Annotated in this window: 25 protein-coding genes and 1 riboswitch; of the genes, 13 read left to right on the top strand and 12 right to left on the bottom strand. The window is 68.8% G+C overall.

Going from position 1 to position 26,034, the window contains the following annotated elements; genetic code table 11:
- Positions 1-7 precede the first annotated feature (7 nt).
- Together ABZ622_RS07230 and ABZ622_RS07225 are read left to right on the top strand one after the other, a co-directional pair.
- Positions 8-1,282, top strand: a complete 1,275-nt coding sequence (locus ABZ622_RS07230) for a hypothetical protein (protein WP_360541241.1) — start codon at positions 8-10, stop codon at positions 1,280-1,282.
- Positions 1,283-1,536: 254 nt separating this feature from the next.
- Complete coding sequence (locus ABZ622_RS07225; protein ID WP_360541239.1) at positions 1,537-2,913, top strand: serine hydrolase domain-containing protein; 1,377 nt, start codon at positions 1,537-1,539, stop codon at positions 2,911-2,913.
- A 227-nt stretch (positions 2,914-3,140) separates the two neighbouring features.
- Here ABZ622_RS07225 and ABZ622_RS07220 read toward each other — a convergent pair whose 3' ends face one another.
- Complete coding sequence (locus tag ABZ622_RS07220; protein ID WP_360541237.1) at positions 3,141-3,593, bottom strand: GNAT family N-acetyltransferase; 453 nt, start codon at positions 3,591-3,593, stop codon at positions 3,141-3,143.
- Between the two features lie 73 nt (positions 3,594-3,666).
- Positions 3,667-4,134, bottom strand: coding sequence for a MarR family transcriptional regulator (locus ABZ622_RS07215; protein WP_266797268.1), 468 nt, complete (start codon positions 4,132-4,134; stop codon positions 3,667-3,669).
- 141 nt (positions 4,135-4,275) lie between these two features.
- Here ABZ622_RS07215 and ABZ622_RS07210 point away from each other — a divergent pair, with 141 nt between their 5' ends.
- A complete protein-coding gene (locus tag ABZ622_RS07210) occupies positions 4,276-5,487 on the top strand; it encodes an MFS transporter (protein ID WP_360541235.1) in 1,212 nt (403 codons plus the stop codon).
- Between the two features lie 119 nt (positions 5,488-5,606).
- The gene (locus ABZ622_RS07205) at positions 5,607-6,032 is read left to right on the top strand and encodes a heme-binding protein (RefSeq protein ID WP_360541233.1); all 426 of its coding nucleotides are present in this window, start codon (positions 5,607-5,609) and stop codon (positions 6,030-6,032) included.
- A 17-nt stretch (positions 6,033-6,049) separates the two neighbouring features.
- On the opposite strand, the gene ABZ622_RS07200 is transcribed toward ABZ622_RS07205, so the two are convergent.
- The gene (locus ABZ622_RS07200) at positions 6,050-6,919 is read right to left on the bottom strand and encodes a GNAT family N-acetyltransferase (RefSeq protein ID WP_360541231.1); all 870 of its coding nucleotides are present in this window, start codon (positions 6,917-6,919) and stop codon (positions 6,050-6,052) included.
- Positions 6,920-6,924: 5 nt separating this feature from the next.
- Positions 6,925-7,452, bottom strand: a complete 528-nt coding sequence (locus tag ABZ622_RS07195; protein WP_360541229.1) for a DUF2269 domain-containing protein — start codon at positions 7,450-7,452, stop codon at positions 6,925-6,927.
- A gap of 333 nt (positions 7,453-7,785) precedes the next feature.
- On the opposite strand from ABZ622_RS07195, the gene ABZ622_RS07190 reads away from it, so the two are divergent.
- On the top strand, positions 7,786-8,967 hold the full coding sequence (locus ABZ622_RS07190) for a globin domain-containing protein (protein WP_360541227.1): 1,182 nt from the start codon (positions 7,786-7,788) through the stop codon (positions 8,965-8,967).
- 115 nt (positions 8,968-9,082) lie between these two features.
- Here ABZ622_RS07190 and ABZ622_RS07185 read toward each other — a convergent pair whose 3' ends face one another.
- From ABZ622_RS07185 to ABZ622_RS07170, 4 genes are all read right to left on the bottom strand, one after another.
- The gene (locus ABZ622_RS07185) at positions 9,083-9,562 is read right to left on the bottom strand and encodes an NUDIX hydrolase (RefSeq protein WP_360541225.1); all 480 of its coding nucleotides are present in this window, start codon (positions 9,560-9,562) and stop codon (positions 9,083-9,085) included.
- A gap of 63 nt (positions 9,563-9,625) precedes the next feature.
- Positions 9,626-10,522 (bottom strand): LysR family transcriptional regulator, encoded by an 897-nt coding sequence (locus ABZ622_RS07180; protein WP_360541223.1) that lies wholly within the window; start codon positions 10,520-10,522, stop codon positions 9,626-9,628.
- Positions 10,523-10,733: 211 nt separating this feature from the next.
- Complete coding sequence (locus tag ABZ622_RS07175; RefSeq protein WP_360541221.1) at positions 10,734-11,864, bottom strand: cystathionine gamma-lyase; 1,131 nt, start codon at positions 11,862-11,864, stop codon at positions 10,734-10,736.
- A gap of 82 nt (positions 11,865-11,946) precedes the next feature.
- Positions 11,947-12,324 carry a phage holin family protein gene (locus tag ABZ622_RS07170; protein ID WP_266914452.1) on the bottom strand — a complete coding sequence of 126 codons (378 nt, stop codon included), beginning with the start codon at positions 12,322-12,324 and terminating at the stop codon, positions 11,947-11,949.
- 68 nt (positions 12,325-12,392) lie between these two features.
- On the opposite strand from ABZ622_RS07170, the gene ABZ622_RS07165 reads away from it, so the two are divergent.
- From ABZ622_RS07165 to ABZ622_RS07150, 4 genes are all read left to right on the top strand, one after another.
- Positions 12,393-12,710 carry a cupin domain-containing protein gene (locus ABZ622_RS07165; RefSeq protein WP_360541218.1) on the top strand — a complete coding sequence of 106 codons (318 nt, stop codon included), beginning with the start codon at positions 12,393-12,395 and terminating at the stop codon, positions 12,708-12,710.
- A gap of 298 nt (positions 12,711-13,008) precedes the next feature.
- A complete protein-coding gene (locus ABZ622_RS07160) occupies positions 13,009-13,221 on the top strand; it encodes a DUF5326 family protein (protein ID WP_266731284.1) in 213 nt (70 codons plus the stop codon).
- A gap of 243 nt (positions 13,222-13,464) precedes the next feature.
- Positions 13,465-14,235 (top strand): IclR family transcriptional regulator C-terminal domain-containing protein, encoded by a 771-nt coding sequence (locus ABZ622_RS07155; RefSeq protein WP_360541216.1) that lies wholly within the window; start codon positions 13,465-13,467, stop codon positions 14,233-14,235.
- Positions 14,236-14,336: 101 nt separating this feature from the next.
- Positions 14,337-14,774: an SsgA family sporulation/cell division regulator gene (locus tag ABZ622_RS07150; protein ID WP_072488197.1), complete on the top strand. Its 438-nt coding sequence runs from the start codon at positions 14,337-14,339 to the stop codon at positions 14,772-14,774.
- Between the two features lie 79 nt (positions 14,775-14,853).
- Here the strand turns inward: ABZ622_RS07150 and ABZ622_RS07145 are convergent, their stop codons facing one another.
- Positions 14,854-16,176 (bottom strand): YibE/F family protein, encoded by a 1,323-nt coding sequence (locus ABZ622_RS07145; protein ID WP_360541214.1) that lies wholly within the window; start codon positions 16,174-16,176, stop codon positions 14,854-14,856.
- Between the two features lie 70 nt (positions 16,177-16,246).
- Positions 16,247-16,380, top strand: a riboswitch (TPP riboswitch).
- Here ABZ622_RS07145 and thiC point away from each other — a divergent pair.
- The gene (thiC, locus tag ABZ622_RS07140) at positions 16,373-18,148 is read left to right on the top strand and encodes a phosphomethylpyrimidine synthase ThiC (protein ID WP_360541212.1); all 1,776 of its coding nucleotides are present in this window, start codon (positions 16,373-16,375) and stop codon (positions 18,146-18,148) included. Its footprint overlaps the riboswitch before it by 8 nt.
- 182 nt (positions 18,149-18,330) lie before the next feature.
- Here the strand turns inward: thiC and ABZ622_RS07135 are convergent, their stop codons facing one another.
- The 3 genes from ABZ622_RS07135 to ABZ622_RS07125 form a co-directional block, all read right to left on the bottom strand.
- Positions 18,331-19,155, bottom strand: a complete 825-nt coding sequence (locus ABZ622_RS07135) for a hypothetical protein (RefSeq protein WP_360541210.1) — start codon at positions 19,153-19,155, stop codon at positions 18,331-18,333.
- A gap of 182 nt (positions 19,156-19,337) precedes the next feature.
- Positions 19,338-20,396, bottom strand: a complete 1,059-nt coding sequence (locus tag ABZ622_RS07130) for a metallophosphoesterase (protein WP_360541208.1) — start codon at positions 20,394-20,396, stop codon at positions 19,338-19,340.
- A gap of 173 nt (positions 20,397-20,569) precedes the next feature.
- Complete coding sequence (locus ABZ622_RS07125; RefSeq protein ID WP_124719917.1) at positions 20,570-21,682, bottom strand: LacI family DNA-binding transcriptional regulator; 1,113 nt, start codon at positions 21,680-21,682, stop codon at positions 20,570-20,572.
- A gap of 370 nt (positions 21,683-22,052) precedes the next feature.
- Here ABZ622_RS07125 and hisC point away from each other — a divergent pair, with 370 nt between their 5' ends.
- From hisC to cydB, 3 genes are all read left to right on the top strand, one after another.
- On the top strand, positions 22,053-23,132 hold the full coding sequence (gene hisC, locus ABZ622_RS07120; protein ID WP_360541206.1) for a histidinol-phosphate transaminase: 1,080 nt from the start codon (positions 22,053-22,055) through the stop codon (positions 23,130-23,132).
- Between the two features lie 296 nt (positions 23,133-23,428).
- Positions 23,429-24,937, top strand: a complete 1,509-nt coding sequence (locus ABZ622_RS07115; protein ID WP_360541204.1) for a cytochrome ubiquinol oxidase subunit I — start codon at positions 23,429-23,431, stop codon at positions 24,935-24,937.
- A gap of 18 nt (positions 24,938-24,955) precedes the next feature.
- Positions 24,956-25,957, top strand: a complete 1,002-nt coding sequence (gene cydB, locus ABZ622_RS07110; protein WP_317860230.1) for a cytochrome d ubiquinol oxidase subunit II — start codon at positions 24,956-24,958, stop codon at positions 25,955-25,957.
- Positions 25,958-26,034 lie beyond the last annotated feature (77 nt).

Here is a 26,034-nt window from a genome sequence, read left to right as displayed (position 1 = left end):
GTTTGGCATGTCTGGAACGCAGGAGGACCTGGACGCGTTCGAAGGCGGGTTCGGTGACGTGCTACGCCGCACCGGGGAGGTCTTCTCCGTGGAGGGGCGACCGCTGGTGGACGGCGGCGTCGTGCGCGGCCGACGGGCGTTGCGGCGCAGGCGGGTCGCGGCCGTGACCGGCAGCGTCGCGGCGCTCGCCGTCGTGGGGCTCGGGGCGTCGTACGCCACAGGGGCGTTCGGCGGCGGCTCGGGGCAGGGCGGGGCGGGCGTGGCCGCGCAGCCGAAGGCGCAGGAGACCAGCCCTTCGACGAAGTCGTCGCCCGGCAAGGGGCCGCAGCTCTCGGCGCAGCAGGTGATCGAGAGGCTGGAGGGGCTGCTGCCGGAGGGGAAGGTCAGCGGGCGGGCAGGGCGCGGTACGGCCGACCGGTTCGGGCCATCGGCGCAGCTCGTCTTCGACGATGGCAAGGGCAAAGCTGCGATCGGCGTGAGTGTCGGCGCCATCGACCCGGACGGCACGGAGGCGGAGCAGCAGCTCGAATGCCCGGACAAGATCTTCGTTCCGTACGACTCCTGCCGGAATGAGACGCTTGCCGACGGTTCGCGCCTGATGGTGTTGCGCGGGTACGAATACCCCGACAAGCGCGTGGACACTAAGAGGTGGCACGCCTATCTCGTGACCCCTGACGGATACACGGTCGATGCCAGCGAGTGGAACGCGCCCGCAGAGAAGGGCGCCGCCGTTTCACGGGCCGAGCCCCCGCTCACTGTTGGGCAGTTGAAGGGACTCGTCATCTCCGACGAGTGGCGGCCCGTGATGAACGCTCTGGGAAAGGCGGCCCCGAAGCCGGTACGGCAGCCGTCGGCGCAGGGGCAGGACGGCCGGGCGATCCTGAGGAAGCTCAAGTCGCTGCTGCCTGTGTCGGCGAAGGTGGCCTCCGAGCGCGGTGACGACGGATTCGCGTACGTCGTCGTGAATGACGGCAAGGGCGCGAGCCTGGTGCAGATCAATGTGCAGCCGAACATGTCGGACGTGGAAGGGCAGCTGTTCGGGGCCGGGGCGGAGGTGCTGCCGGACGGGACGAAGGTCGTCATGCATCGGGGCCTGGGCGAGAAGGGCGGCGCGGGCGTGGTGATGTGGACCGCCGACACCATCCGTACCGACGGCCTCCGGGTCGTGGTGTCCGCGTTCAACTCCGGGTCCCAGAATACGAAGGCCACACGGCAGACACCCGCGCTGACCATGCAGCAGCTGAAGTCGATCGCTACGAGCGGCAAGTGGGCCGGAAAGTAGGGCCGTGGGCAACGCGCCTGCTTGCGGTGGTTCGGGAGGCGGATCACCCTTCGGGGTCGCCGCCTCCCGCTTCGTGTTGCGTAGCGCGGGCGTTTGTTACACGCAGGCCGACAACATCAGCGACGAGGCTCGCTCCCCGGAACCCGACTGACCGCAGACCTCACGAAGGCCCCGAACCATAAGTAGTCGCCCTCGGGTGGAGTCCGGGGGAAATGGGCTCGCCTCCGCCCGGTTCTGCGGGTAGTTGTTTGAGCATGACCTACTCTGCCGAACAGTTGCTTCCGGGGACGCAGCGCGCCCTGCTGCACCGCATTGCCACCGCTCAGTCGGAGGGCCGGGCGCCCTCGCTCGTCGCCGCGGTGCGGAGACAGGGGCAGACAGTCTGGAGCGGTGCCCGCAGTTGTGTGGACGGACACGCACCGGACGGCGACACACAGTTCAGGATCGGCTCCCTCACCAAGACCTTCACCGCGGTTCTGGTGTTGCGCCTGCGTGACGAGGGGCTGCTGGACCTGGAGGATCCGCTGGAGAAGCATCTGCCGGGCACCGGAGTCGGTGATGTGACGATCCATCAACTGCTGGGGCACAGTGCAGGACTTGGTGCCGAGTCGCCCGCGCCCTGGTGGGAGCGGACCCCGGGCACGCTGCGGCCCGTGTTGGCCGACGTACTCGGCGAGCAGACGCGGATGCACAGTCCGGGGCACCGTCACCACTACTCGAACCCCGGCTACACGCTGCTGGGCGCACTGGTCGAGAAGGTGCGCGGGGCGAGCTGGGCGGAGGCGCTGCGCGGGGAGATCCTGGAACCGCTCGCCATGCATCGCACCGGCCCCCAGCCGCAGGCGCCGCACGCGGGCGGCTGGGCCGTGCACCCCTGGGCCGATGCCATGCTGCCCGAACCGGCCGAGGACCTCGGGCTGATGGCCCCGGCCGGTCAGCTCTGGTCCACGACCGATGACCTCCTGCGCTTCGCGGCCTTCCTGGCCGAGGGCGACGACCGGGTGCTCCGTGCCGCCTCCGTGGAGCAGATGCGTGAACCGTCCGCGCCGGGCGAGCCCGGTGACTGGCAGTTCAATTACGGTCTGGGCCTCCAGGTGGTGCGGAGCGGCAACCGCACGCTGATCGGCCATACGGGCTCGCTGCCCGGATTCCTGGCCGCCCTGTGGATCAGCGTTGAGGATGATGTAGCGGCCGTCGTGCTCACCAACACAACGGCGGGCCTGATGGTCGGTGGTGTCGCAGCCGACCTCGTGGACATCGTGGCCGAGGCCGAGCCCCGCATCCCGGAGCCCTGGCGCCCGCTGCCGGAGGTGGATGCCGAACTGCTCGCGCTGACCGGTCCCTGGTACTGGGGCACGCGCGCGAACGTTCTGCGGATGGCTCCGGACGGTGGGCTGGAGCTTGGACCCCTGCAAGGCGTCGGCCGCGGCGCCCGGTTCACCGCTCAGCCGGACGGCACCTGGACCGGTCTCGACGGCTACTACGCGGGAGAGACGCTGCGCGTGGTCCGTAACAGCGACGGCAGCGTGAACCACCTGGACCTGGGGTCGTTCGTCTTCACGCGGGAGCCGTACGACCCGGCGGCAGCCGTTCCTGGTGGTGTGGACGAGGGCAGCTGGCGGGGCCTGTGAGATCGGGCGTCATGTTTCACGTGAAACGGCGGAGCGCGGGTCGGCCCAGGCCGTCAACTCCCGTTCCAACAGGGTGCGGAAGCGTGGAGTGACCCCGGCCTGATCCGCCCATCGCGAAAGCCGGGATGCTTCCGCCTCGATCGCGGCGGAAGCATCCCGGCCGATGTCGGACAGCATTCGCCGGGCCGGCGAGACATCCGACGGACGCCTTCGGATCCCGGCTGCGGTCAGAGGGCGAGCTTGAAGCCCACGTGGCTGGCGGTGAACCCGAGCCGCTCGTAGAAGCGATGTGCATCGGTCCGGGTCGCATCGGACGTCAGCTGCACCAACTGGCAGTCCTGGCGCCGGGATTCGTCCACGGCCCATTCGATCAGCAGGGTGCCGAGGCCGCTGCCGCGCTCGTCGGCGTGGATGCGTACACCCTCGATGACCGAGCGGGTCGAGCCCCGTCTGGACAGCCCGGGGATCACCGTCAGTTGCAGGGTGCCGACGACGCGGCCCTCGCGCACGGCGACCACCAGGTGTTGGTTCGGGTCGTCCGCAAGTCGCTGGAACGCGGTGCGGTACGGGGCGAGATCGTCCGGCGACTCCCGCTGGGCACCCAGCGGATCGTCGGCGAGCATGGCAACGATCACCGGGATGTCGGTGAGGGCGGCGGGGCGTATCTCCAGATCACTCATGATCGGCAGGGTACGCAGACCGACCGGGCGGTGCACGGTTCCGGCCGACTCGGACGGGCTGATGCCGGGCGACTCACGCGACCGGTACGGGGACCTTCAGCGCTTCGACGGCCTCGACCAGCGGGGCCAGTTCGGGATTCTTCGCGGCTTCGTCCAGCGCGGCACGCAGAGCGCTGTCGTTGGTCGGCCGGGCCTCGTCGAGCAGGGCGAGGCCGGCCTCGGTGACATCGGTGTAGATGCCGCGGCGGTCGGTGTCGCAGAGATACCGCGTCAGCAGTCCACGGTCCTCAAGGCGGGTGACCAGGCGGGTGGTGGCGCTCTGGCTGAGCACGACCGCGTCCGCGACCTGCTTCATCTGGAGATGCCCACCGGGACCGTTGTGCTGCCTGCTCAGAACTCCGAGCAGGGAGTACTCCCGCACGCTGAGTCCGTGCCCGGACTGCAGTGCCCGCTCGATACGGGCCTCGATCTTTCCGTGGAGCAAGGAGAGAGCGCACCAGCCCTGGGAGAGGGCGGTGAGTGCGGGGTCTGTCGCTGTCATGGGGTCTCTCCTCCGTGTCGGAGCCGCTTGCCTACAGGATAGGCGACTACCGCAATAGCCCGCGCTTGCAATTAATCGGCGTCTGCAATTATTGTGGACGCTCGTAAGGCGCAGACGCAATCTTCAGGGAAGGTGAAACCCATGCCGCTGGCGCTTCTGGCCCTCGCCATCGGGGCTTTCGGTATCGGGACCACCGAGTTCGTGATCATGGGGTTGCTCCCCGAGGTTGCCGCGGACTTCCAGGTCTCGATCCCCACCGCGGGATTCCTCGTCACGGGATATGCCCTCGGCGTCGTCCTCGGGGCCCCGCTGATGACGGCCCTCGGCACCCGGGTCACCCGCAAACGCATGCTGGTGCTGCTCATGGGACTGTTCGTCGTGGGCAACGTCGTCTCCGCGGTCGCCCCGGTCTTCGGCGTGATGCTCGCCGGCCGGGTGATCGCCTCGCTCGCCCACGGTGCCTTCTTCGGAATCGGAACGGTCGTCGCGGCGGACCTGGTCGCCCCTCAGAAGAGGGCCGGCGCGATCGCCATGATGTTCACCGGCCTCACCGTGGCCAATGTCGTCGGCGTACCGCTGGGCACCTACATCGGGCAGAGCGTCGGCTGGCGCACCACGTTCCTCGTCGTCGCCGCGATCGGCGTCGTCGGCCTTTTCGGTGTCGCCAGGCTCGTCCCCGAACAGGCGCGCAACGAAGGCGTGCGGCTCCGCGACGAACTGGCCGCGTTCCGCAATGTGCAGGTCCTGCTCGCCATGGGGATGACCGTGCTGGGCTTCGGTGGAGTCTTCGCCGCGATCACCTACATCACTCCGATGATGACCGAGGTAGCCGGATACTCGACGTCCTCCGTCACCTGGCTGCTGGTCCTTCTCGGACTGGGCATGGTGGGCGGCAATCTGATCGGCGGCAAGTTCGCCGACCGTCGCCTGATGCCCCTGCTGTACGTGTCGCTGGGCGCCCTCGCCGTGGTCCTCGCCCTGTTCACCCTGACCGCGCACAACAAGACCGCCGCAGCGGTCACCATCGTGCTGATCGGTGGCCTGGGCTTCGCGACCGTACCGCCGCTGCAGAAGAGGGTGCTCGACCAGGCCGCCGGCGCCCCGACCCTCGCCTCCGCCGCCAACATCGGCGCCTTCAACCTAGGCAACGCGCTCTCGGCGTGGCTCGGTGGCATCGTCATCGCGGCCGGCCTCGGCTACACCGCGCCCAACTGGGTCGGCGCAGCGCTGGCTGCCTCCGCCCTCGCGCTCGCGATCGTCTCCGGCGCGCTGGAACGCCGCACGGTCACGCCCAGCCGACTCGTCGCCCGGCACAGCCCCGAGCCTGCCCTGACCCCCGCGTCCCGGAACTGACCCCGCTCACCGAGCGACACGCAGCGCCTCACCGCCCACAACACAGAACCGCCCACAACACAGAACCGCACCACGCAGAACCTCATCGCACCACAGCACACCAAGGAGTCACCCCCCTCATGAGCACCACCACAGTCGCCGTCGCCCCGCTGACGACCCGGGACGCCGAAGCGCTCATCGACGCGGCCCGTGCTGCCGCCGAGGCCGCCGATGTCGCGGTCGCCGTCACCGTCCTCGACGCCGGCGGTCACCTGCTGGCCTTCCGGCGGGACGACCGGGCCGTCCTCATCGCCGGCGAGACCAGCACCCGCAAGGCGTACACGGCCCTTCAGCTCAATGCCCCCACGACCGACCTGGTCGACGCGGTCCAGCCCGGCGGGCTCTTCCACACCCTGCCCACCGCCCTCGACCGGCCGTTGCTCTTCATTGCCGGTGGTATTCCGGTGCATCGCGGCGGCCGGCTCATAGGCGCCATCGGCGTCGGCGGAGGCGCCCCCGACCAGGACCACGGCTTCGCGACGGCCGCAGCACGGTCGCTCGCCTGAACCGCTCGCCCGGGCGGTCAGCCCATCGCCACCGTCAGCGGGGCGTAGCGACGAGTCCAGTCGCCGGGCAGGTCCGAGGCTCCATGTGTCATCACCGCAGTCGTGGAGCCGGATCGCAGGCCGCACTCCTCGAACCAGTCGAGCAGCTCGGTATGGCGCGCGTCGATGTCCGCGCGCAGCGGCCGATCCGTCGCTTCCGCGAGCGAGGAGATGAGTGCCCGGGCCGTGGCGGTGTCGCGCGCTACCAGGGGGCCGACCGCATGTGTCCGGTCGCTCGGCCAGGCGGCCGCGTAGCCGATGAGGCGTCCTCCGTCCTGCGCCACCCGGATGTGGTCGGCATACGCGGGCAGCCGGGCGAGGACATGGGTCCGGTCGGCGCCGAAGACATCCGCATCCAGCCGGACCATGGCCTGCAGGTTCTCCGCCGTGGCCGGGCGGACGGTCACGGCGGAGGACCTGCCGCCGGCTGGCCGGAAGAGGCCGGTGACCCGCTGGGCGTGGCCCACGACCGAGAAGCCGAGCTGTTCGTAGAGCGGCTGCCCCGCAGCTGTGGCGTAGAGGCTGAGCGGCGTGTCCCCGGACTCGGCGAGCACACGGTGCATCAGCTGCCGCGCGACTCCCTGCCGCGCATAGCGCTCCGCGACGAGCACCATGCCGATGGCGGTCAGCCGGGGGCCGTAGGAGGTCACCACGCAGCTGGCCATCAGGCCCTTGCCCTCGGGGTCGTCAACGCCGTAGCCGGTTCCGGCGGCGAGGAGCAGGCCCCATCTGTGCTCATCGCGTGGCCAGCCACGGTCTTCGCTGAGATCGGCGCAGGCGACCAGGTCGCCCGGGGAGAGGCGCCGGACAGGCAGTTCGGTGATCGGAAGGGGCAGTGAGCTGGGCATGAAGGTCAGGCTGTACGACCCGATGTTCGCTCGTCCACCCCTTTACCGACTCCGGACGAACGGCGCAGCCGACGGCCGCGCCGGGTCGGCCCCCAGGGTTTCAGTACCGATATCGCCGTGACGAAAAGGTATGTCGCCGTCGCCACCGACGGTGCGACCACCAGGTCGATGTCGACGGCCCCCCGTGCCGCGGCCTCGTCGATGCCGGGCCGCAGGGAGAAGATGGACAGCGCCACGGTGATCAGGGTGAGCCAGAACTTCGTCCAGACCCACCGGTGCCTGGCCAGCCCCCATGGCGTGCGGAGCGCCAGGACGAGGCCGCTGAGCAGTGAGAACAGGGCGACCGGCACGATCAACCAGTCCCCGAAGATCTTCATGGCGAGGGTGGCGGCCTGTGCAGTGGCGGGGTCCCCGGTGGAAAAGGCCGCGATTCCGAGCGTCAGCAGTCCGACAGTCAGTCCCAGCCAGCTCACGGATACCGCGACATGCGCCACCAGGAGGCTTCGGCGGGCGGAGCGTTTGAGTGGTTTCACGTGAAACACGGTGCCGGGAGCGGGGCGATCGGGCGTCTGACGGCGGGAGTAATCGCGCGTACTAGCCTCGGCGTACGGCACGCGTTCCTCTGCGGGCTTCCTTGCTGGGCGAGTTTCTGTTCAGCTCGGTGCTGATGCGCTCATGGGCGCCAGTCATCGGTTCACGACTCGCCCGTGTCCGCCGCAAGGCATGCTGGGCCGGGGGATCGCGGAAGGTGGCCGTGCGACGGCCGTCAGCAGGGTCCGACTGCGTTCGCGGAGTTCGCGGGCAGGGGGACCACGGGCCGTGCTGGTGCGTAGGGCGACCACGAGACGTACGAGGCGAGGCACAGTATGGATGCTCCGGCCACAGGGTGGACCGAAGACGGAACGGGCAGATCCGGCGACGCGACCCTGATCCATCGCACCCTGACCGAGATCTCGCCCGTCGCGGACCAGGCGACCTCGTACTTCTACGCGCTGCTCTTCGTGCGTCACCCGGAGCTGAGGGAGCTGTTCCCGGTCGCGATGGACGTCCAGCGCGACCGGCTCCTCCGGGCGATCCTCACCGCGGCCGATCGGCTGGACGATCCGCGGGCACTTGCCGAGTACCTCGGCGGACTGGGGCGGGGCCACCGCAAGTACGGCACGCGGCCCATGCACTATCCCGCGGTGGGGGAGGCGCTCATGGGCGCACTGAGCCGCTACGCGACCACCACCTGGGACGGGGAGACCGAAGCGGCGTGGGTACGCGCCTACACCGCGATATCGCAGATCATGATCGACGCCGCAGCCGAGGACGAACAGCGGTCCCCTGCCTGGTGGCATGCGGAGATCGTGTCCCACGACCTCAGGACCCGGGACATAGCGGTGCTCACGCTCCGCCCCGACCAGGCCTACCCCTTCCTCGCCGGCCAGTACACGGCCGTCGAGACCCCGTGGTGGCCCCGGAACTGGCGGCACTACTCCTTCGCCTCGGCACCCCGCCGAGACGGCCTGCTCACCTTCCACATCAAGGCGGTCCCGGCCGGCTGGGTCTCCAACGCCCTGGTGCACCGGGCCCGGCCCGGGGACATCCTGCGCCTCGGCCCTCCCACGGGCTCGATGACGGTCGACCACTCCACCCACAACGGTCTGCTCTGCCTGGGCGGAGGCACGGGCATCGCACCCATCAAGGCGCTCGTCGAGGACGTCGCGGAGCACGGCGACCGGCGCCCGGTGGAGGTCTTCTACGGGGCACGCAGCGATTACGACCTGTACGACATCGACACGATGATGCGGCTCGAGAGGACCTATCCCTGGCTCGCGGTCCGGCCGGTGGTCTCCACGGGGCCGGGAACGGGAGGAAGCCTGATGCGGGGGCTGCTGCCCGAGGCGGTGCGGGAGTGCGGCCCGTGGCCCGAGTACGAGGCCTATCTCTCGGGCCCGCCCGGCATGATCCGCAGCGGGGTGGACGCGCTCCGGGGCATCGGCATGCCCGCTGAGCGCATCCGGCACGACTTCTTCGACGAGCTGGCAGCGACCGGCCCCGCCTGACCAAGGCGGGGGCAATCACAGCGGATGCGATGACGGCGGAGGCAGTCACCGCCACGGCAGAGGGATCGCCCCGCAGCCGCAGCCGCCACCGCAGCTCTGGACCACCAGCGTCCGGTCAGCCCAGATCGGGTGCGTGCATCGCGCGTACGCCCTCGATGTTGCCGTCCAGATAGTGCCGCAGTGACAGCGGTACGAGGTGGACGGCGGCGATCCCCATCCGGCTGAACGGCACCCGTACGATGTCGTACTCCCCGCAGGGGTCGTCGATCTCCGGGCCGTGCCGCCGGGACAGGTCCATCGAATCCAGTCGGCAGACGAAGAAGTGCTGGACCTTCACGCCCTTCACCCCGCCGCCCTCGATGTGCTCCACGGTGTCCACGAAACAAGGCACCACATCGGTGATCTTGGCGCCGAGTTCCTCGTCCACCTCGCGGTGCAGGGCTTCGACGACGGTCGCGTCCTCGGGCTCGACCCCGCCGCCGGGCGTGAGCCAGTAGGGATCCACTCCTGGCTTGGTGCGCTTGATGAGGATCAGGTCATTGCCGTCGAGCAGGATGGCGCGTGCGGTGCGCTTGACCACGGGACGTTCGGTCATGGCAAGAGAGTGGCCCGCAGAACCGGTTCTGAAACACCGGACCGGTGCCGGGCGGCCCTGCGCTCACCAGTCGGCGGCAGCACGCAGCAGCCACTCGTGCGCCCGCGCGATGTGGGGCAGTGCGAGTGTGCCGGTCCGCACCGCCAGGAAGTAGGTGCGCAGCGGCGGAACCGGAGGATCGAGGAGGGCCACCACCTCGCCCCGCTCCAGCGCCCGCTCGCACAGATAGCGAGGCAGCACGGCGAGTCCGGCGCCCGCCGCGGTGCACTCCAGGACCGCCCGGAGGTCCGGCACGATGACGGTTCCCGCGAGGGCGGGCCTGCTCTCGAAGACGGCGGCCCAGTATCGGGAGACGAGCGGCAGGCTCTCGTGGACCTCCACGACCGGCAGCTGTTCCAGCACCACGGGTCCCTTGTGCCGCAGCGCCCCGGGGCCGAGGCGCCCGGCCCAGCGCGGCGCGGCGACCAGCACATGCTCCTCGTCGCAGAGCGCGGTCGCGGTGAGCAGCCCACCGCGCGGACGGGCCGTCGCGATGGCCAGGTCATGGTGCCCGGCGGCCACCCCCTCCAGCGCTTCCTCGGCGCCGGCGAAGAAGGAACTGCGCAGGGCCAGGCCCTGCGCGACGAGCGGGGTGAGCGCGGGCAGGGCGCGCATCGAGGTGAACTCTGGCGGTCCGGCCAGATGCAGCGTCCGTACGCCCGACTCCTCGTCGAGCTCCGCCTCGGTGATCTCGATCAGCGCGTCCAGATGGGGCGCCGCCCGGTGCGCGAGTTCGTCGCCGATCGTCGTCGGGGTCACACCGCGGGCCCTGCGCAGGAAGAGCGGGCGCCCCAGCTGCCGTTCCAGGGTCCGGATCTGCGAGGTGACCGCGGGCTGGGAGAGGCCGAGCAGGGCGGCGGCCCTGGTGAAGGAACCGGCCCGGTGCACCATGACGAACGTGCGCAGCAGGGTCAGGTCCATGCCCTGTCCCTCCCACCCTCGCGATGCTTCGGACCCGTACAACTATAAATATGTCGATAGGTCGCTGTCGCTACTGTGATTGGACACTGACGGAGAGTCAACTAGCCTTGTTCGGGCGGTTCTTCGCAGGGGGAAGCAGGGGGGAGCAGGGGGAACCGGGGTGGTCCGAGCCACGAGGGGGGAGGCTCGGACCGCCCGCACCACCGGTCGGTCAGCGCTCGCCCATTGCCGCGTCGAGCGCCCGTTCCACATCCGCGACCAGGTCGGCGGGGCTTTCCGCACCGACCGAGAAGCGGACGAAGCCCTCGGGCACCGCGTCACCGCCCCAGCGCGCCCGGCGCTCGGCGGTGGAACGCACACCGCCGAAGCTCGTCGCGTCGTCGACCAGCCGCAGCTCGGCCAGGAAGCGCTCGGCCCGCTCGCGGTCGGGCAGCACGAACGACACCACGGAGCCGAAGCGCCGCATCTGCCGCACGGCCTTGGGGTACGAAGGGTCGGAGGGCAGCCCGGGATAGCGCAGCCCGGTCACCTCCGGCCGCTTGCCGAGCGCCTCCGCCAGCGTCAGGGCGGTGGCGCACTGCCGGTCGATCCGCAGCTCCAGCGTGGCCAGCGAGCGGTGCGCGAGCCAGGCCTCCATGGGGCCGGGAATGGCGCCGACCACCTTGCGCCAGCGCCGTACTCCCGCCGCCAGATCCGGATCACGGCAGGTCACATGGCCGAGCAGGATGTCTCCGTGCCCGGTCATGCCCTTGGTGTCACTGGCGACCGAGAAGTCGGCCCCCAGCTCCAGTGGACGCTGGCCGAGCGGTGTGGCGAGGGTGTTGTCGACGGCCACCAGCGTGCCGGCCGAATGCGCCGCCTCGACGAGCCGGCGCACGTCGCAGACATCGAGCCCCGGATTGGACGGGGTCTCGATCCACAGCAGCTTGGCGCCTTCGAGCACAGCCAGCTGGGCATCGTCGCCGGTCGGCGCGGTCCGCACCTCGACGCCGTACGCCTCCAACTGCTCGCGCACCAGCGGTAGGGCCTGATAGCCGTCGTCGGGCAGCACGACCACATCGCCGGTGCGCGCCTGGGAGAGCAGCACGGCCGAGATCGCCGCCATTCCGGAGGCGAAGACCGTGGTCTCGACGGGCTCCCCCGGTGCCTCCAGCTCACCGATGGCCCGTTCCAGATGGGTCCAGGTCGGGTTGGTGTCCCGGCCGTAGGTGTACGGACCGGTCGGCTCACCGGAGAGATGGAAGTGTGCGGCGAAGACCGGCCCGGGCAGGGTGGGCTCGAACTGCTCCGGTTCGGGCAGCCCGGCCCGTACTGCCCGGGTTCCGTCACCCATGGTGCTCATACCGCTTCCTCGCTTCTCTTCCCAGTGCTTCTCTCTCCGGTGTGCCACCGGCCTGAACTGCACTGCCTCAGGAGGCGTCGGGTCAGTCCTCGTCGGGCAGGATCACGTTCAGTGCCCACGACACGATGGAGATGATCAGGCCGCCGAGCACGGCGGTCCAGAAGCCCTCGACATGGAAACTCAGGTCGAACAGACCGGCCAGCCAGGAGGTCAGCAGCAGCATGAGCGCGTTGACCACCAGCGTGATCAGCCCGAGCGTGAGGATGAAGAGCGGCAGGGTCAGCAGCTTCACGACCGGCTTGACCACGAAGTTCACCAGGCCGAAGAGCAGGGCCACCACGACCAGCGTGAGTGCCTTGCGCCCGGTGCTGCCACCGGTCAGCGTGATGTCCTGGATAAGCCAGATGGCCACGGCCAGCGCACCTGCGTTGGCGATCGTCTTGACTACGAAATTCTTCATGTGTCTGATCGTGGCAGACCTGATCGGTGGCGGACACCGGCAGCACAGAGGCAAGGGGCGGACAGGCCATGAAGGCATTCAGACTGGACGAGCTGGAGGCGGAACGGGCCGCCAACGACGGCGCATATCTGCAGTTCGTGAAGGAACGGCACATGTCCGTCGGCCTGTACGCACTGGACGCCGGTGAGCTCGACCCGCAGCAGCCGCACAATCAGGACGAGGTCTACCTCGTCGTCAGTGGCCGCGCCGCCATCACGGTCGGCATGGAAACCACGCAGGTGGGCAGAGGGAGCGTGGTGTACGTACCGGCCGGCGTCGCCCACAAGTTCCACCACATCACCGAGGACCTGCGGGTGATGGTGGTCTTCTCTCCCCCGGAGAGCTGAGCGGATCCGCCGGGAGGGCTGAGCGGATCCTCCGGAGGCACTGAGTCGGTACGCCGGGAGAGCTGAGCGATCCTCCGGAGGCGCCGAGTCGGTACGCCGGGAGGGGGCCGGACCGATCCCTCGGAAGGCATGGCGATCCCCGGAAGGCATGGCGATCCCCCGGAGGGCGAGGGTCCGGTCTCAGGGATCCCTCAGGGGTCGATCAGGGGACTTCAAGGGCTGCGGGCCCCCCACCGGCCCCCTCCGCGCCTCTAGCATCGAGGCAGGAACTCATGGAGACGAGGTAAGGACGATGGCCGTGCGGGAGATATTCGCGGGGATGCCCTGGTGGGTGAAGTGGATCGCGGTGCCGGTCATCGCGATCGTCGTGTTCGGAGGCCTGATCGCCAGCGTGATCGGGTTCGTGATCGGACTGCTCTTCAAGGTCCTGATCTTCGTGATCCTGGTCGGCGGGCTCATCTTCGTCGTACGCAAGTTCATGTCGTCGTCCTCGTCGCGCGGCGACTGGTAGGACGATCGGAAGCCGACCGGGGCATTAGCCCAGCTGAGCTAAGCGAAAGTCGAAACGACGCCCCTCGCGGAACTGGCGGATAAGGTGGCAGTTCGCTGCCACCACCTGGGAATTAACAGTCCGTCACCACACTGACCAGTGGTTTGTACGGCGTTCGGCATCCGGACCCCAGCCATGCGGCAGCCCGTGGGGGCGGCCCCCACAGGCGGGCTGACCACCCGTCACCATGCCTGGGGGTGACTGTTGACCACGGCATCGAGCACTGCTGCGCCGACGCTGATCGGCTCGGTACAGCGAGCGCTGAGACTGCTGGAAGCCGTGGTGGCCCATCGCGACGGGGCGCCCGCGAAACAACTGGCCAGGGAAGCGGGCCTTCCTCTTCCCACGGCCTACCACCTGCTGCGCACCCTGACGTACGAGGGATATCTGCGCCGGGAGAACGGCGTCTTCCTCATCGGGACCGCGGCGGAACGCCTGGTCGGTGAAGGGGCGTTGCGGAACCGGCGCGGCGGAATGGCCGAGTCGCTGGCCCGCTGGCGCGACATCATCGGCACCCCCGTGTACTGCGCCGTCTACCGCGAGGGCGAGATCGAACTCGTCGCGGTCGCGGACACCCCCGCCATGCCCGCCGTCGACGAGTGGGCGTCCTTCCGGGAGACCGGCCATGCCCACGCGATCGGCCAGTGCCTGCTGAGCCAACTCGACGAGAAGGCCCGCGAGGACCACCTCGACCGTCACCCTGTGCGCCCGCTGACCCGCTACTCGGTGAAGGACCGCGCGACCCTCCTTGAGCGGCTGCGGTCGCTGGAGCGGACGGAACCTGTCATCGAGCGACAGGAGTACGCCCTCGGAACGGTCTGTGCGGCCATCCCGATCACAGCCGGATTCACCGCTGCCGCGATGGCGATTTCGGTACCCCTGGAGCAGGAAAGCCGGTTGCTCCCCGCAGTCGAACAACTACGTGGCGAAGTGGCCAACCTCTTGCGTTCGTTCGTGTTCTCTATCAGTATCTGAAAAATCACTCCTTGTGATCTGCTATCGCGTGCACCACGATGGCGTCAATAGGGCCACGGGGGATCATTCCTGGCCAGATTCATCTACTGCGGGGTTGAACGATGCGCGAGTCGGTTCAAGCTGAGGTCATGATGAGCTTCCTCGTCTCCGAGGAGCTCTCTTTCCGGATCCCGGTGGAGCTCCGGTACGAGGTCTGCGATCCGTATGCGATCCGGATGACCTTCCATCTGCCCGGTGACGCCCCCGTCACCTGGGCATTCGGCCGTGAGCTGCTGCTCGACGGCCTCAACAGCCCCAGTGGCGACGGCGATGTGCACATCGGCCCCACTGAGCCCGAGGGGTTGTCCGACGTACATATCCGGCTCCAGGTCGGCGAGGACCGGGCGCTCTTCAGGGCCGGTACGGCACCACTTGTGGCGTTTCTCGATCGGACCGACAAGCTCGTGCCACTTGGGCAGGAGTGCACGCTGGGTGACTTCGAGGGCAATCTCGAAGACGCCCTGGGCCGGATTCTCGCCGAGGAACAGAACGCCGGCTGAGCGGAACGGCGCAGCCGACCGGCCCGCCGGTCGAACACGGCATCTGCTGAACGGGTGAATTACTCACCCGCGGAGACGCTCAGGGTCTCGTCCTACGACGACGGCCCCTCCCGGTCCGTACGGGTGCCGAAGCTCCGGCTTCCGCGCCGAGCCCTGTGCGGTCCGCGGAGACGACCAGCGCCGCGAGCACCGTCGTCACCGGCACCGAGGCGACCAGTCCGATCGATCCGACCAGCGTTCGTACGATCTCCTCCGCCACCAGCTCGCTGTTGGCCACCGTCCCCACGCTGCTCTGCGCGACGGAGAACAGCAGCAGCAACGGCAGTGCCGCGCCCGCGTAGGCGAGCACCAGCGTATTGACGACCGAGGCGATGTGGTCGCGCCCGATCCTGATCCCTGCCCGGTAGAGCCCCCGTACGCCCAACGTCGGGTTCGCCTGGTGGAGTTCCCAGACCGCCGACGTCTGGGTCACGGTCACATCGTCGAGGACCCCGAGCGAACCGATGATGACACCGGCCAGAAGCAGACCGCTCATGTCGATGTGCGGGTACAGGCCATGGATGAGGCCGGTGTTGTCGTCGGTGTTGCCGGTCAGGCTCGCCCAGCCGATGAAGAGCGAGCCGAGCAGTCCGATCAGCAGCAGCGAGATCAGTGTGCCGATCACCGCGACCGAAGTACGGGCGGTCAGGCCGTGGCACATGTAGAGCGCGATCAGCATGATCGCGCTGGCCCCGACCACCGCGACGAGCAGCGGATTCGAGCCCTGGAGAATGGCGGGGAGGATGAACAGGGTCAGCACGGCGAACGAGACCGCGAGCGCGACCAGCGCCATCACCCCGCGCATGCGGCCCACCGCGACCACGACCAGGGCGAAGATCCCGGCCAGCAGCGCCATCGGGAACTTCCGGTTCACATCCGTCACCGAGTACTGCAGATCACGGGGCGCGTCGGGGGCGTACGCCACGACCACGCCCTGACCGTCGCGCAGCTGGCGCGGGGTGTCGGGCTGGATGATCTCGACGAACGTCCGGCCCTTGTCATGACCGGTCGTCACCTCGATCCTCGCCTTCTTGCACAGCCCCTGCCCGCCTTCCGACGGAGGCGTGGTGTCTCCGTCGACGGGCGTCCGGGCCGCGTTCACCTCCTTGCAGTCCACCTTGTCGATGTTCACCACCTTTCCCTGCTGGGTCTGCCGGTCGAATCCGACGCCGGTCCGTTCGTGCGGCGGCGCACCACCCGGCCAGAGGGCCACCAGACCGACGAGGACGGCGGCGGCGAACGGGAACAGTACGGCCGCGATGACCTTGCGCAGATGCTTGGAGACGGGCGCGGCAGGGCCATGGCTGTGCGAGTGGCCGTGCTGATGGGTTTGTGGTTCGTGGTCGATTCGGGGGGACGTCACCGGCCGATCATCGCAAGAAGAGACGGGCCCACTGTTCAGCAGGCGGGACGGGGCGCTAGCGTGGAGGGACCTTTGCACACGCGGGAGCTCGGAGCACCGGGCTGAGAGGGCGCTGATCTCCGTACGTCCGTACGGGACAGGCTGCGCCGACCGCCGAACCTGTTACCGGGTAATGCCGGCGTAGGGAGTAGGTCTCATGACCACATCGGACGCACGCACGCCTGCCTCGAACCAGAGCGACGAGGCCGGGAAGTCCATCGGCTGGCACAAGGGGTACGTCCGGGGCTCGCGCCCGGACCTCCAGGTGCCGGTCCGTCAGGTGCACCTCACCAACGGCAAGGACGTGACGCTGTACGACACGTCGGGTCCGTACACCGATCCCACCGTCGAGACCGATGTCCGTCGCGGGCTCGCACCGCTGCGGGAGAACTGGATCATCGCCCGCGGCGACACCGAGGAGTACCCGGGCCGCCCCGCCCGCCCGGAGGACGACGGGCTCAAGCACACCTCGCCGCGTGGCGGGCTGCGCAACCTCGACGCGGTCTTCCCCGGCCGCCCGCGGCTGCCGCGCCGCAGCCGGGACGGACGGCCGGTGACCCAGCTCGCGTACGCCCGCCGGGGCGAGATCACCCCGGAGATGGAGTACGTGGCCATCCGGGAGAACGTCGAGCCCGAGGTGGTGCGCGAGGAGATCGCGGCCGGCCGGGCCGTGCTGCCCGCCAACGTCAACCACCCGGAGATCGAGCCGATGATCATCGGCAAGCGGTTCCTGGTGAAAGTCAATGCCAACATCGGCAACTCCGCGGTGACGTCCTCCATCGAGGAGGAGGTGGAAAAAATGACGTGGGCGACGCGTTGGGGCGCCGACACCGTCATGGATCTGTCCACCGGCCGCAACATTCACACCACCCGTGAGTGGGTTCTGCGCAACTCCCCCGTGCCGATCGGCACCGTCCCGCTCTACCAGGCCCTGGAGAAGGTCGACGGCCGGGCGGAGGAGCTGACCTGGGAGATCTACAAGGACACGGTCATCGAGCAGGCCGAGCAGGGCGTCGACTACATGACCGTCCACGCCGGCGTGCGCCTGCCGTACGTACCGCTGACCGCCCGCCGCAAGACCGGAATCGTCTCGCGCGGCGGTTCGATCATGGCGGCTTGGTGTCTCGCGCACCACAAGGAGTCGTTCCTGTACGAGCACTTCGAGGAGCTCTGCGAGATCCTCGCGACCTACGACGTGACGTACTCACTGGGCGACGGGCTGCGTCCCGGCTCGATCGCCGACGCCAATGACGAGGCGCAGTTCGCCGAACTGCGCACGCTCGGCGAGCTGAACACGGTCGCCAAGCGGTTCGGCGTCCAGACCATGATCGAGGGGCCGGGCCACGTTCCGATGCACAAGATCAAGGAGAACATCGACCTTCAGCAGGAGATCTGCGAGGAGGCGCCGTTCTACACGCTCGGCCCGCTGACCACCGATGTCGCGCCGGCGTACGACCACATCACCTCCGGCATCGGCGCGGCGATGATCGCGTGGTGGGGCACGGCGATGCTCTGCTACGTCACGCCGAAGGAGCACCTCGGCCTGCCCAACCGGGACGACGTGAAGACCGGTGTCATCACCTACAAGATCGCGGCGCACGCGGCGGACCTCGCCAAGGGGCACCCCGGGGCGCAGGACTGGGACGACGCGCTCTCCGACGCCCGGTTCGAGTTCCGCTGGGAGGACCAGTTCAACCTGGCCCTCGACCCGGACACCGCACGGGAGTTCCATGACGAGACGCTGCCGGCCGAGCCGGCGAAGACGGCCCACTTCTGTTCCATGTGCGGTCCGAAGTTCTGCTCGATGAAGATCTCCCAGGACATCCGGCGCGAGCACGGCGGTTCGCAGTCGGAGATCGAGGCGGGCATGGCGGAGAAGTCCAAGGAGTTCGCGGCGGCCGGCAACCGGGTCTATCTGCCGATCGCGGACTGATCCGGACGCGTCGCCGCCCCGGAGGATCATGCTTCCGGGGCGGCGACGCGCTGTCCGGCAGGGACACGAAGGCAGGGACTCGAAGGCCGGGAATCACCGGGGAATCACGGGTCAGGACGCACCGGCCGGGAATCGGCGGTGATCCTGCCTGTGGCCGGAGCCGGGGTGCGCCCGGACACCGGTCAGTCCAGTTCGTGCTCGGGGCCGCCGAAGTCGGGGCTGGTGAAGTCCGGTGAGGTGAACGTCGGCCGGGGGCCGGCCGCCGGGCCGTCGTCCGGGCTGGAGAAGTCCGGCGGGCTGTAGCCGATCTTCGGGATGCGGTTCGCGGAGCGGACCGGGGTGCGCGAGGCGGGACCGGCGTCGGGATCGGCGAGCGCGTCCCGCAGGAATGGCAGGATGCCGCGCTCCAGCAGGGCGTGACGCCACGCCTCCCTGGCCCGCGCCACGTCCTCCGGCAGCTCCTCCTCGTCGTCCTCGACGGGCTGGGCCACCGATCCGTTGCGCAGCGCCGTGATGAGCAGCCCGACGGCGGCGACCAGGATCGCTGCGGCCGTGACCGCGGCGAAGAACCAGCCCGCCGAGACCATCGTGGAGGCGAAGGACGGCGCCGGGTCGAGCAGCCTCAGCAGGTAGCCGGCCAGCAGGAATATGAACGCCGCGGTACCGGCGAGCACCGGCGCCAGGACCGTGACGACGGCTCCTATGCCGGCGCCCGACTGATGCGAACGGACCGTGCCGGGACCGGGGTTCGCATCCTGGTCCGCCCCGTCGGCGGGGCCGCGAAGTTCCTCGCGGGCCTCCACGTAGTGCTTGTACTCGGTGGCGGCCGTCGTGGTGATCAGCTCGGTGGCGTCCAGCGCCATGGTGCGAAGCTGCACGGCATTGAGCCGTTCGCCGACCGCGGCCAGATCCGGCCGTTCATGGGCATGACGCAGTGCGTCGTCGAGGATCCGCTCGTACTCGGGTCGGTCCTCGGCCAGCAGGTGCGGAGCGCTGTTCATGTGCATCCCCCGATGCTCCGTCGGGCCTGAGTGCCCGCTGAATGCGAGCAGTTGGGCGGAAACGGAGGAGAGCCTGCTACTGATACGCCGATGGTAGAGCGCCCACGGCACGGGGTGACAGGGGGTTTCCGTAAATAGGCCCAGCGGTCGGACTGGTCAGGTCGAGGGACCCTCTTCCCGGAAGTGTGTCAGTCATGCAGAGGCAGTTGGACGACCAGTAGCTTTCCGGCCATGGTCACTCCGCCGTCCATGGCGATGGCGAGCCCGTCCGCGTACACGTGCGGACCCTCGACCACGGGGCCGGAACCATCCTCGCCGTCCTCCGAGCCGACCTCGCCCAGAAGGTACGGGATGGGGCTGTGACCATGGACGATGCGCTGTCCGCCGTAGGCCGACATCAGCTCCCGGACGGCCTGCGGACCCGACTCGTCGCGGAAGGCGAACCGCTTGGTGAGCTTCCGGAAGAGGTCCCAGCACTCGTCGGCGTCGTTACGCGTGAGAATGGCGTGCACGGTGTCGTTGACGTCCTCGATGGTGCTGCCGTATTCGAGGTACGCCGTCGTGTCGGAGTGCATCAGCAGATGCCCGTCCTCCTCGACGACCGCGTCGAGCCGGGACATCCACTGGAGGTGGACGTCCTGGAGGCGCTCCATGTCGTTCTTCTGGCCGCCGTTGAGCAGCCAGGCCGCCTGGAAGGTGGCGGTGCCCGCACCGGAGTTGACCGGGGTGTCGTTGAAGCGCTTGGCGCCGAGGAGCAGCAGTTCGTGATTGCCCATCAGGGCCTTGCAGTAGCCGCCGGCGGCCGCTGCCTCGGCGGACAGGCGCATCACGAGGTCGATGACCCCGATGCCGTCCGGGCCCCGGTCGGTGAAGTCGCCGAGGAACCAGAGCCGGGCGTTGCCCGCCGACCACTTGCCCTCGGCGTCGATGAGGCCCTGCTCGGCGAGGGCGGCGTGGAGCTCGTCCAGATAGCCGTGGACGTCGCCGACGACGTACAGCGGCCCGCGGCCCTGCTCCGGGGCGGGGAGCGGGTCGGGGACCGTCGGGACCTCCACGGTGTCACCGCGGTTGATCACCGGAAGATCGCGCGCGGTGGGCGTGTACCCGTCCGGCGGCATGTCGCCGGGGACGGCGTTGCCCGGGTGCGCCGATGGCGGCGGCACCGGGCTCTGGGCATAGGGCGGTACGCGGAAGTCGCGCAACGTCGCAGTCCGCACCACGGGTTCCTGACCGGCCCCCTGTGTCATCGACCCCTCCACCACCGTCGCGCCGCCGTACACCTGACGGGCCCTGCTGGTCGGGGCGGTCCGCGGTGTCGTGCGCCCATCATAGGAATGCGGATCGTGCTCTGTGACGCACCAGGGGTGGTGAATCCGGACGCACGTCGGGTTCACCGGCCGTTTGGTCCGAAATCTCCTGATCAATCCCCTGCCGGAGAGCGGGGCGCACTGACCGTGGTGCGGGGTGGACGGCGTTGCGAGGAGGTCCGCACGATGAGTTCGGTCGGTATGACCTGCTCCACCGGTCCGTCGTGATCCACGCCCTCGATGGCGTCGATCAGGAGCTGGACGACCGCGGTGCCGATTCTGCGCGGCTTGAGCGAGAGGGTGGTGATAGGCGGCTCGGTCGTCGCGTACACCGTGGACTCGCTGCAGCAGACCAGCAGCAGGTCCTCGGGGACGCGCAGGCCGTACCGGCGGGCCGCCGCCAGCAGATCGGTCCCGTTGGGGTCGAAGAGCCCGTAGACGGCGTCGGGGCGGTCGGGGCGGGCGAGCAGCCGGTCGGCGGCGACCGCGCCCGCGCAGGGATCGTGGGCGGGGTACGACTCGTACACCGGGTCCTGGCCCACGCGCTCGCACCAGTGGAGGTACGCGGTGGTGGAGAGGCGGGTGTACGTGTCGGTGGTGGTGCCGGTGAGCAGGCCGATACGGCGGGCCCCGGCGGCGGCGAGATGGTCGAGCAGGTCGAGCACGGCCGCCCGGTGGTCGTTGTCGACCCAGGCCGTGACCGGGAGCGTTCCGGCCGGGCGTCCGTCCGAGACGACGGGCAGCCCCTGGCGCACCAGCTCCGTGACGACCGGGTCCTGGTCGGACGGGTCGATCACGACGGTGCCGTCGAGGGCGACGTTCGACCAGACGTCGTGGCGCGAGGTGGCGGGCAGGATGACGAGGGCGTAACCGCGGGCGAGCGCGGCGGAGGTGGCGGCTCTGGCCATCTCCGCGAAGTACGCGAATTCGGTGAAGGTGAAGGGTTCGTCCCCGTAGGTCGTCACGGTCAGGCCGATCAGGCCGGACTTGCCGGTACGGAGGGTTCGGGCCGCGGCGGAAGGGCGGTAGCCCAGGCGCTCTGCGACCTCGCGGACATGGCGGCGGGTGGCGTCCGGGAGCCTGCCCTTGCCGTTGAGCGCGTCGGAGACGGTCGTGATGGAGACCCCGGCGGCGGCGGCCACGTCCCGGATTCCCGCTCGTCCCTGCCGGCCGCCGCGCCGGGGTGTGTCCGTCCGGCTCACCTGGTGCTTCCCTGCTGCTGTCATGGCGAGCCGATAGTAGGGCTCGGAGGGGTGGATGGCCTGGTCGCATATTCACTCGTTGACAGGCACGTTTTTGCATGATCATCAAAGGCCAAATGCCTTGCAAAACAAGGGTGTTGAAGGGCTTGACCGTAGTGTGTCATGCGTCGAACCCGATGGGCCTGCTAAATGGTCGATGTCTCGAAGGGGTCTCATCTCACCTCTTCGAGGGACGCGCGCCACGGAGTGAGCCACCGGCGCACGAGGGACCAAAAGGCGCTCCCCCCATTCCTGGTCGCACCGGACGATTGGGTGCTCCGGCCATTCGCAGCGGCGCCCAATCCTCATAAGGTGAGCAGTATTGATGTGTACAGACGATCGAGGAGGACCTGCGGTGAGCGAGACGAGCCCCAAGCTGCGTGCCGAGCTGGACGGCGTTCCCGCCTATGTACCGGGCAAGCCGGCTGCCGCCGGTGGACCGGTCGCGTTCAAGCTGTCCTCCAACGAGAATCCGTATCCGCCACTGCCCGGAGTGATGGAGTCCGCCCTGGCGGCGGCCGCGAACTTCAACCGCTACCCGGACATGGCCTGCACCGGTCTGATGAACGAGCTGGCCGACCGTTTCGGTGTGCCCCTGACGCACCTCGCCACCGGAACCGGCTCGGTCGGTGTGGCGCAGCAGCTGCTCCAGGCGACGTCGGGCCCGGGCGACGAGGTCATCTACGCCTGGCGCTCCTTCGAGGCGTACCCGATCATCACGCAGGTCAGCGGCGCGACCTCGGTGAAGGTGCCGCTGACCGACGGTGAGGTGCACGACCTCGACGCGATGGCGGACGCGATCACGGACCGCACCCGGATGATCTTCGTCTGCAACCCGAACAACCCGACCGGCACCGTGGTGCGCCGGGCCGAGCTGGAGCGGTTCCTGGACCGGGTGCCGGGCGATGTGCTGGTGGTGCTCGACGAGGCGTACCGGGAGTTCATCCGCGACGCCGAGGTGCCGGACGGCATCGAGATCTACCGGGACCGGCCGAATGTGGCGGTGCTGCGGACCTTCTCCAAGGCGTACGGCCTGGCGGGTCTGCGGGTCGGTTTCGCGGTGGCCCACGAGCCGGTGGCGGCCGCGCTGCGCAAGACGGCGGTGCCGTTCGGGGTCAGCCAGCTCGCCCAGGACGCGGCGGTCGCCTCGCTGCGTGCCGAGGACGAACTCCTGGGGCGGGTGGGCTCCTTGGTGTCCGAGCGCGAGCGGGTGCAGCGCACCCTGGCCGGCCAGGGGTGGACCGTGCCGGAGTCCCAGGCGAACTTCGTCTGGATGCGGCTCGGCGAACGTACCGGCGACTTCGCCGCGGCCTGTGAGCGGGCCGGAGTGGTGGTCAGGCCGTTCGCGGGCGAGGGCGTGCGGGTCTCGATCGGGGAAGGCGAGGCGAACGACCTGTTCCTGAAGGCGGCGGAGTCGTACCGCAAGGAGCTGTAGAGCGACCGCGCAGGCCGCCTGTGCGACGAAGGGCCCGGCCCCGCACCTCGTTCGTCGAGGTGCGGGGCCTTTTGCCGGTGCGGGCCCTCTCGCTCCCGGGGTCGGGGCGTCTGGTTCGGGTGGATTGATCAAAACGTCCCGAGAGGGGTACCCCGCCCGAACGTCCCGAAAGTCTGTGCGCCATAATGCTTGTGAATGTGAACGCGTTCACAAGCGTGTCCTGTTTCCTCCCATGATTAGTCGGATTTAAAGGGCAAACTGCCGGTGTGACTACGGCGACGTAAGGAGAAGACGACGTGGAGCTAGCTCTGGCGCCGGAGACCCTGGCGCGATGGCAGTTCGGTATCACCACCGTCTATCACTTCCTGTTCGTCCCCCTGACGATCTCGCTCGCCGCGCTCACCGCCGGCCTGCAGACCGCCTGGGTCCGGACGAACAACGAGAAGTACCTCAGGGCGACGAAGTTCTGGGGCAAACTCTTCCTGATCAACATCGCCATGGGCGTCGTCACCGGCATCGTCCAGGAGTTCCAGTTCGGCATGAACTGGTCCGACTACTCGCGGTTCGTCGGCGACATCTTTGGCGCCCCACTCGCGTTCGAAGCACTGATCGCGTTCTTCTTCGAGTCCACGTTCATCGGTCTGTGGATCTTCGGCTGGGACAAGCTGCCGAAGAAGATCCACCTCGCCTGCATATGGATGGTCTCCATCGGGACGATCCTGTCCGCGTACTTCATCCTGGCGGCCAACTCCTGGATGCAGCACCCGGTCGGCTACCGGATCAACAAGGAACGCGGCCGGGCCGAGCTCACCGACTTCTGGCACGTGCTCACCCAGAACACCGCGCTCGCCCAGTTCTTCCACACCATCACCGCGGCCTTCCTGGTCGGCGGCGCGTTCATGGTCGGCATCGCCGCCTTCCATCTGGCGCGCAAGAAGCACATCCCGGTGATGCGGACCTCGCTTCGCCTCGGACTGATCACCGTGGTGATCGCCGGACTTCTCACCGCCATCAGCGGCGACCAGCTCGGCAAGGTCATGTTCAAGCAGCAGCCGATGAAGATGGCCGCCGCCGAAGCCCTCTGGGAGGGGCAGAACTCGGCACCCTTCTCGATCTTCGCGGTCGGCGACGTGGCCAAGGGCCACAACACCGTGGAGATCTCCATCCCGGGGATACTGTCCTTCCTCGCGGACGACAGCTTCACCTCGTACGTCCCCGGCATCAACGACATCAACAAGGCCGAGCAGGAGAAGTTCGGCCCCGGCGACTACCGCCCCAACATCCCGGTCGCGTTCTGGAGCTTCCGCTGGATGATCGGCTTCGGGATGGCGTCCTTCGGACTCGGAATCCTCGGACTGTGGCTGACCCGGAAGAAGTTCATGCTGCCGCCGGGGCTGAGGACCGGTGAGGACGAAGTGCCGCACCTGGTCCTCTTCAAGAACAAGGCACTCAGCCCGAAGCTCGCCAGGTGCTACTGGATCGTCGCGCTCTGGACCCTGCTCTTCCCGCTGATCGCCAACTCCTGGGGCTGGATCTTCACCGAGATGGGCCGCCAGCCCTGGGTCGTCTACGGAGTGCTCCAGACCCGCGACGCGGTCTCCCCCGGCGTCTCGCAGGGCGAGGTGCTCACCTCGATGATCGGCTTCACCCTGCTCTACGCCGTGCTCGCGGTCGTCGAGGTCAAGCTGCTCGTGAAGTACATCAAGGCAGGCCCTCCGGAGCTCACGGAGGCCGACCTCAATCCGCCCACCAGGATCGGCGGCGACCACGACGACGCCGACCGGCCGATGGCCTTCTCCTACTGAGAGCAGAGGAGCTGAGAGATGGAACTCCACGACGTCTGGTTCGTGCTCATCGCCGTCCTCTGGACCGGCTACTTCTTCCTGGAGGGATTCGACTTCGGGATCGGCGTCCTCACCAAGCTGCTCGCCCGCGACCGCAAGGAACGACGGGTCCTGATCAACACGATCGGGCCCGTCTGGGACGGCAACGAGGTGTGGCTGCTCTCCGCGGGCGGTGCGACCTTCGCCGCCTTCCCCGAGTGGTACGCCACCCTGTTCTCCGGCTTCTACCTGCCGCTGCTGATCATCCTGGTCTGTCTGATCGTGCGCGGGGTCGCCTTCGAGTACCGGGCCAAGCGGTCCGGTGAGAAGTGGCAGACCAACTGGGAACACGCCATCTTCTGGACCTCGTTGATCCCGGCCGTGCTCTGGGGCGTGGCCTTCGGGAACATCGTGCGCGGCGTGAAGATCGACGCCGACATGGAGTACGTGGGCAACTTCTGGGACCTGCTCAACCCATACGCCATTCTCGGCGGACTGGTCACGCTCTTCCTCTTCACCTTCCACGGCGCCGTGTTCGCGGGGCTCAAGACGGTCGGGGACATCCGGGAGCGGGCGGGCAGGCTGGCGCTGAAGCTGGGGATCGTCACCGCGGTGCTCGCGCTCGGCTTCCTGATCTGGACCCAGCTCGACAACGGGGACGGCTGGAGCCTGCTGGCGATGATCGTCGCCGCGGTGGCGCTGGTCGCCGCGGTCGCCCTGATCGCGGTGGGACGCGAGGGCTGGTCGTTCGCGTTCTCCGGTGTGACCGTCGCGGCCGTGGTCGCGATGCTGTTCCTGACACTCTTCCCGAACGTCATGCCGTCCTCGCTGGACGACGCCTGGAGCCTCACGGTCACCAACGCCTCGTCCACCCCGTACACGCTGAAGATCATGACCTGGTGCGCGGGGATCGCCACCCCCGTCGTCCTGCTGTACCAGGGCTGGACGTACTGGGTGTTCCGCAAGCGCATCGGTACGCAGCACATCGCCGAGGCGCACTGAACGCAGCCGGGGCCTGCCCGGCGGATCACGGCCGGGGTCGCGACGCCGACCCTGATCCGCCGGGCGGACCCCGGTCC

It is taken from the genome of Streptomyces sp. NPDC007164, assembly GCF_040634135.1.
Classification (GTDB): Bacteria; Actinomycetota; Actinomycetes; order Streptomycetales; family Streptomycetaceae; genus Streptomyces; species Streptomyces sanglieri.
This window is presented reverse-complemented; position numbering and strand designations above follow the sequence as displayed.

Coding starts and splice junctions, on each gene's coding strand:
- ABZ622_RS07220 (WP_360541237.1), bottom strand. CDS start 3,593: ATGAGTGATCTGGAGATACGCCCCGCCGCCCTCACCGACATCCCGGTG.
- ABZ622_RS07170 (WP_266914452.1), bottom strand. CDS start 12,324: ATGAAGAATTTCGTAGTCAAGACGATCGCCAACGCAGGTGCGCTGGCC.
- ABZ622_RS07175 (WP_360541221.1), bottom strand. CDS start 11,864: ATGAGCACCATGGGTGACGGAACCCGGGCAGTACGGGCCGGGCTGCCC.
- ABZ622_RS07215 (WP_266797268.1), bottom strand. CDS start 4,134: ATGACAGCGACAGACCCCGCACTCACCGCCCTCTCCCAGGGCTGGTGC.
- ABZ622_RS07180 (WP_360541223.1), bottom strand. CDS start 10,522: ATGGACCTGACCCTGCTGCGCACGTTCGTCATGGTGCACCGGGCCGGT.
- ABZ622_RS07125 (WP_124719917.1), bottom strand. CDS start 21,682: ATGACAGCAGCAGGGAAGCACCAGGTGAGCCGGACGGACACACCCCGG.
- cydB (WP_317860230.1), top strand. CDS start 24,956: ATGGAACTCCACGACGTCTGGTTCGTGCTCATCGCCGTCCTCTGGACC.
- ABZ622_RS07150 (WP_072488197.1), top strand. CDS start 14,337: ATGCGCGAGTCGGTTCAAGCTGAGGTCATGATGAGCTTCCTCGTCTCC.
- ABZ622_RS07200 (WP_360541231.1), bottom strand. CDS start 6,919: ATGCCCAGCTCACTGCCCCTTCCGATCACCGAACTGCCTGTCCGGCGC.
- ABZ622_RS07190 (WP_360541227.1), top strand. CDS start 7,786: ATGGATGCTCCGGCCACAGGGTGGACCGAAGACGGAACGGGCAGATCC.
- ABZ622_RS07205 (WP_360541233.1), top strand. CDS start 5,607: ATGAGCACCACCACAGTCGCCGTCGCCCCGCTGACGACCCGGGACGCC.
- ABZ622_RS07185 (WP_360541225.1), bottom strand. CDS start 9,562: ATGACCGAACGTCCCGTGGTCAAGCGCACCGCACGCGCCATCCTGCTC.
- thiC (WP_360541212.1), top strand. CDS start 16,373: ATGACCACATCGGACGCACGCACGCCTGCCTCGAACCAGAGCGACGAG.
- ABZ622_RS07230 (WP_360541241.1), top strand. CDS start 8: ATGTCTGGAACGCAGGAGGACCTGGACGCGTTCGAAGGCGGGTTCGGT.
- ABZ622_RS07210 (WP_360541235.1), top strand. CDS start 4,276: ATGCCGCTGGCGCTTCTGGCCCTCGCCATCGGGGCTTTCGGTATCGGG.
- ABZ622_RS07165 (WP_360541218.1), top strand. CDS start 12,393: ATGAAGGCATTCAGACTGGACGAGCTGGAGGCGGAACGGGCCGCCAAC.
- ABZ622_RS07225 (WP_360541239.1), top strand. CDS start 1,537: ATGACCTACTCTGCCGAACAGTTGCTTCCGGGGACGCAGCGCGCCCTG.
- ABZ622_RS07130 (WP_360541208.1), bottom strand. CDS start 20,396: ATGACACAGGGGGCCGGTCAGGAACCCGTGGTGCGGACTGCGACGTTG.
- ABZ622_RS07135 (WP_360541210.1), bottom strand. CDS start 19,155: ATGCACATGAACAGCGCTCCGCACCTGCTGGCCGAGGACCGACCCGAG.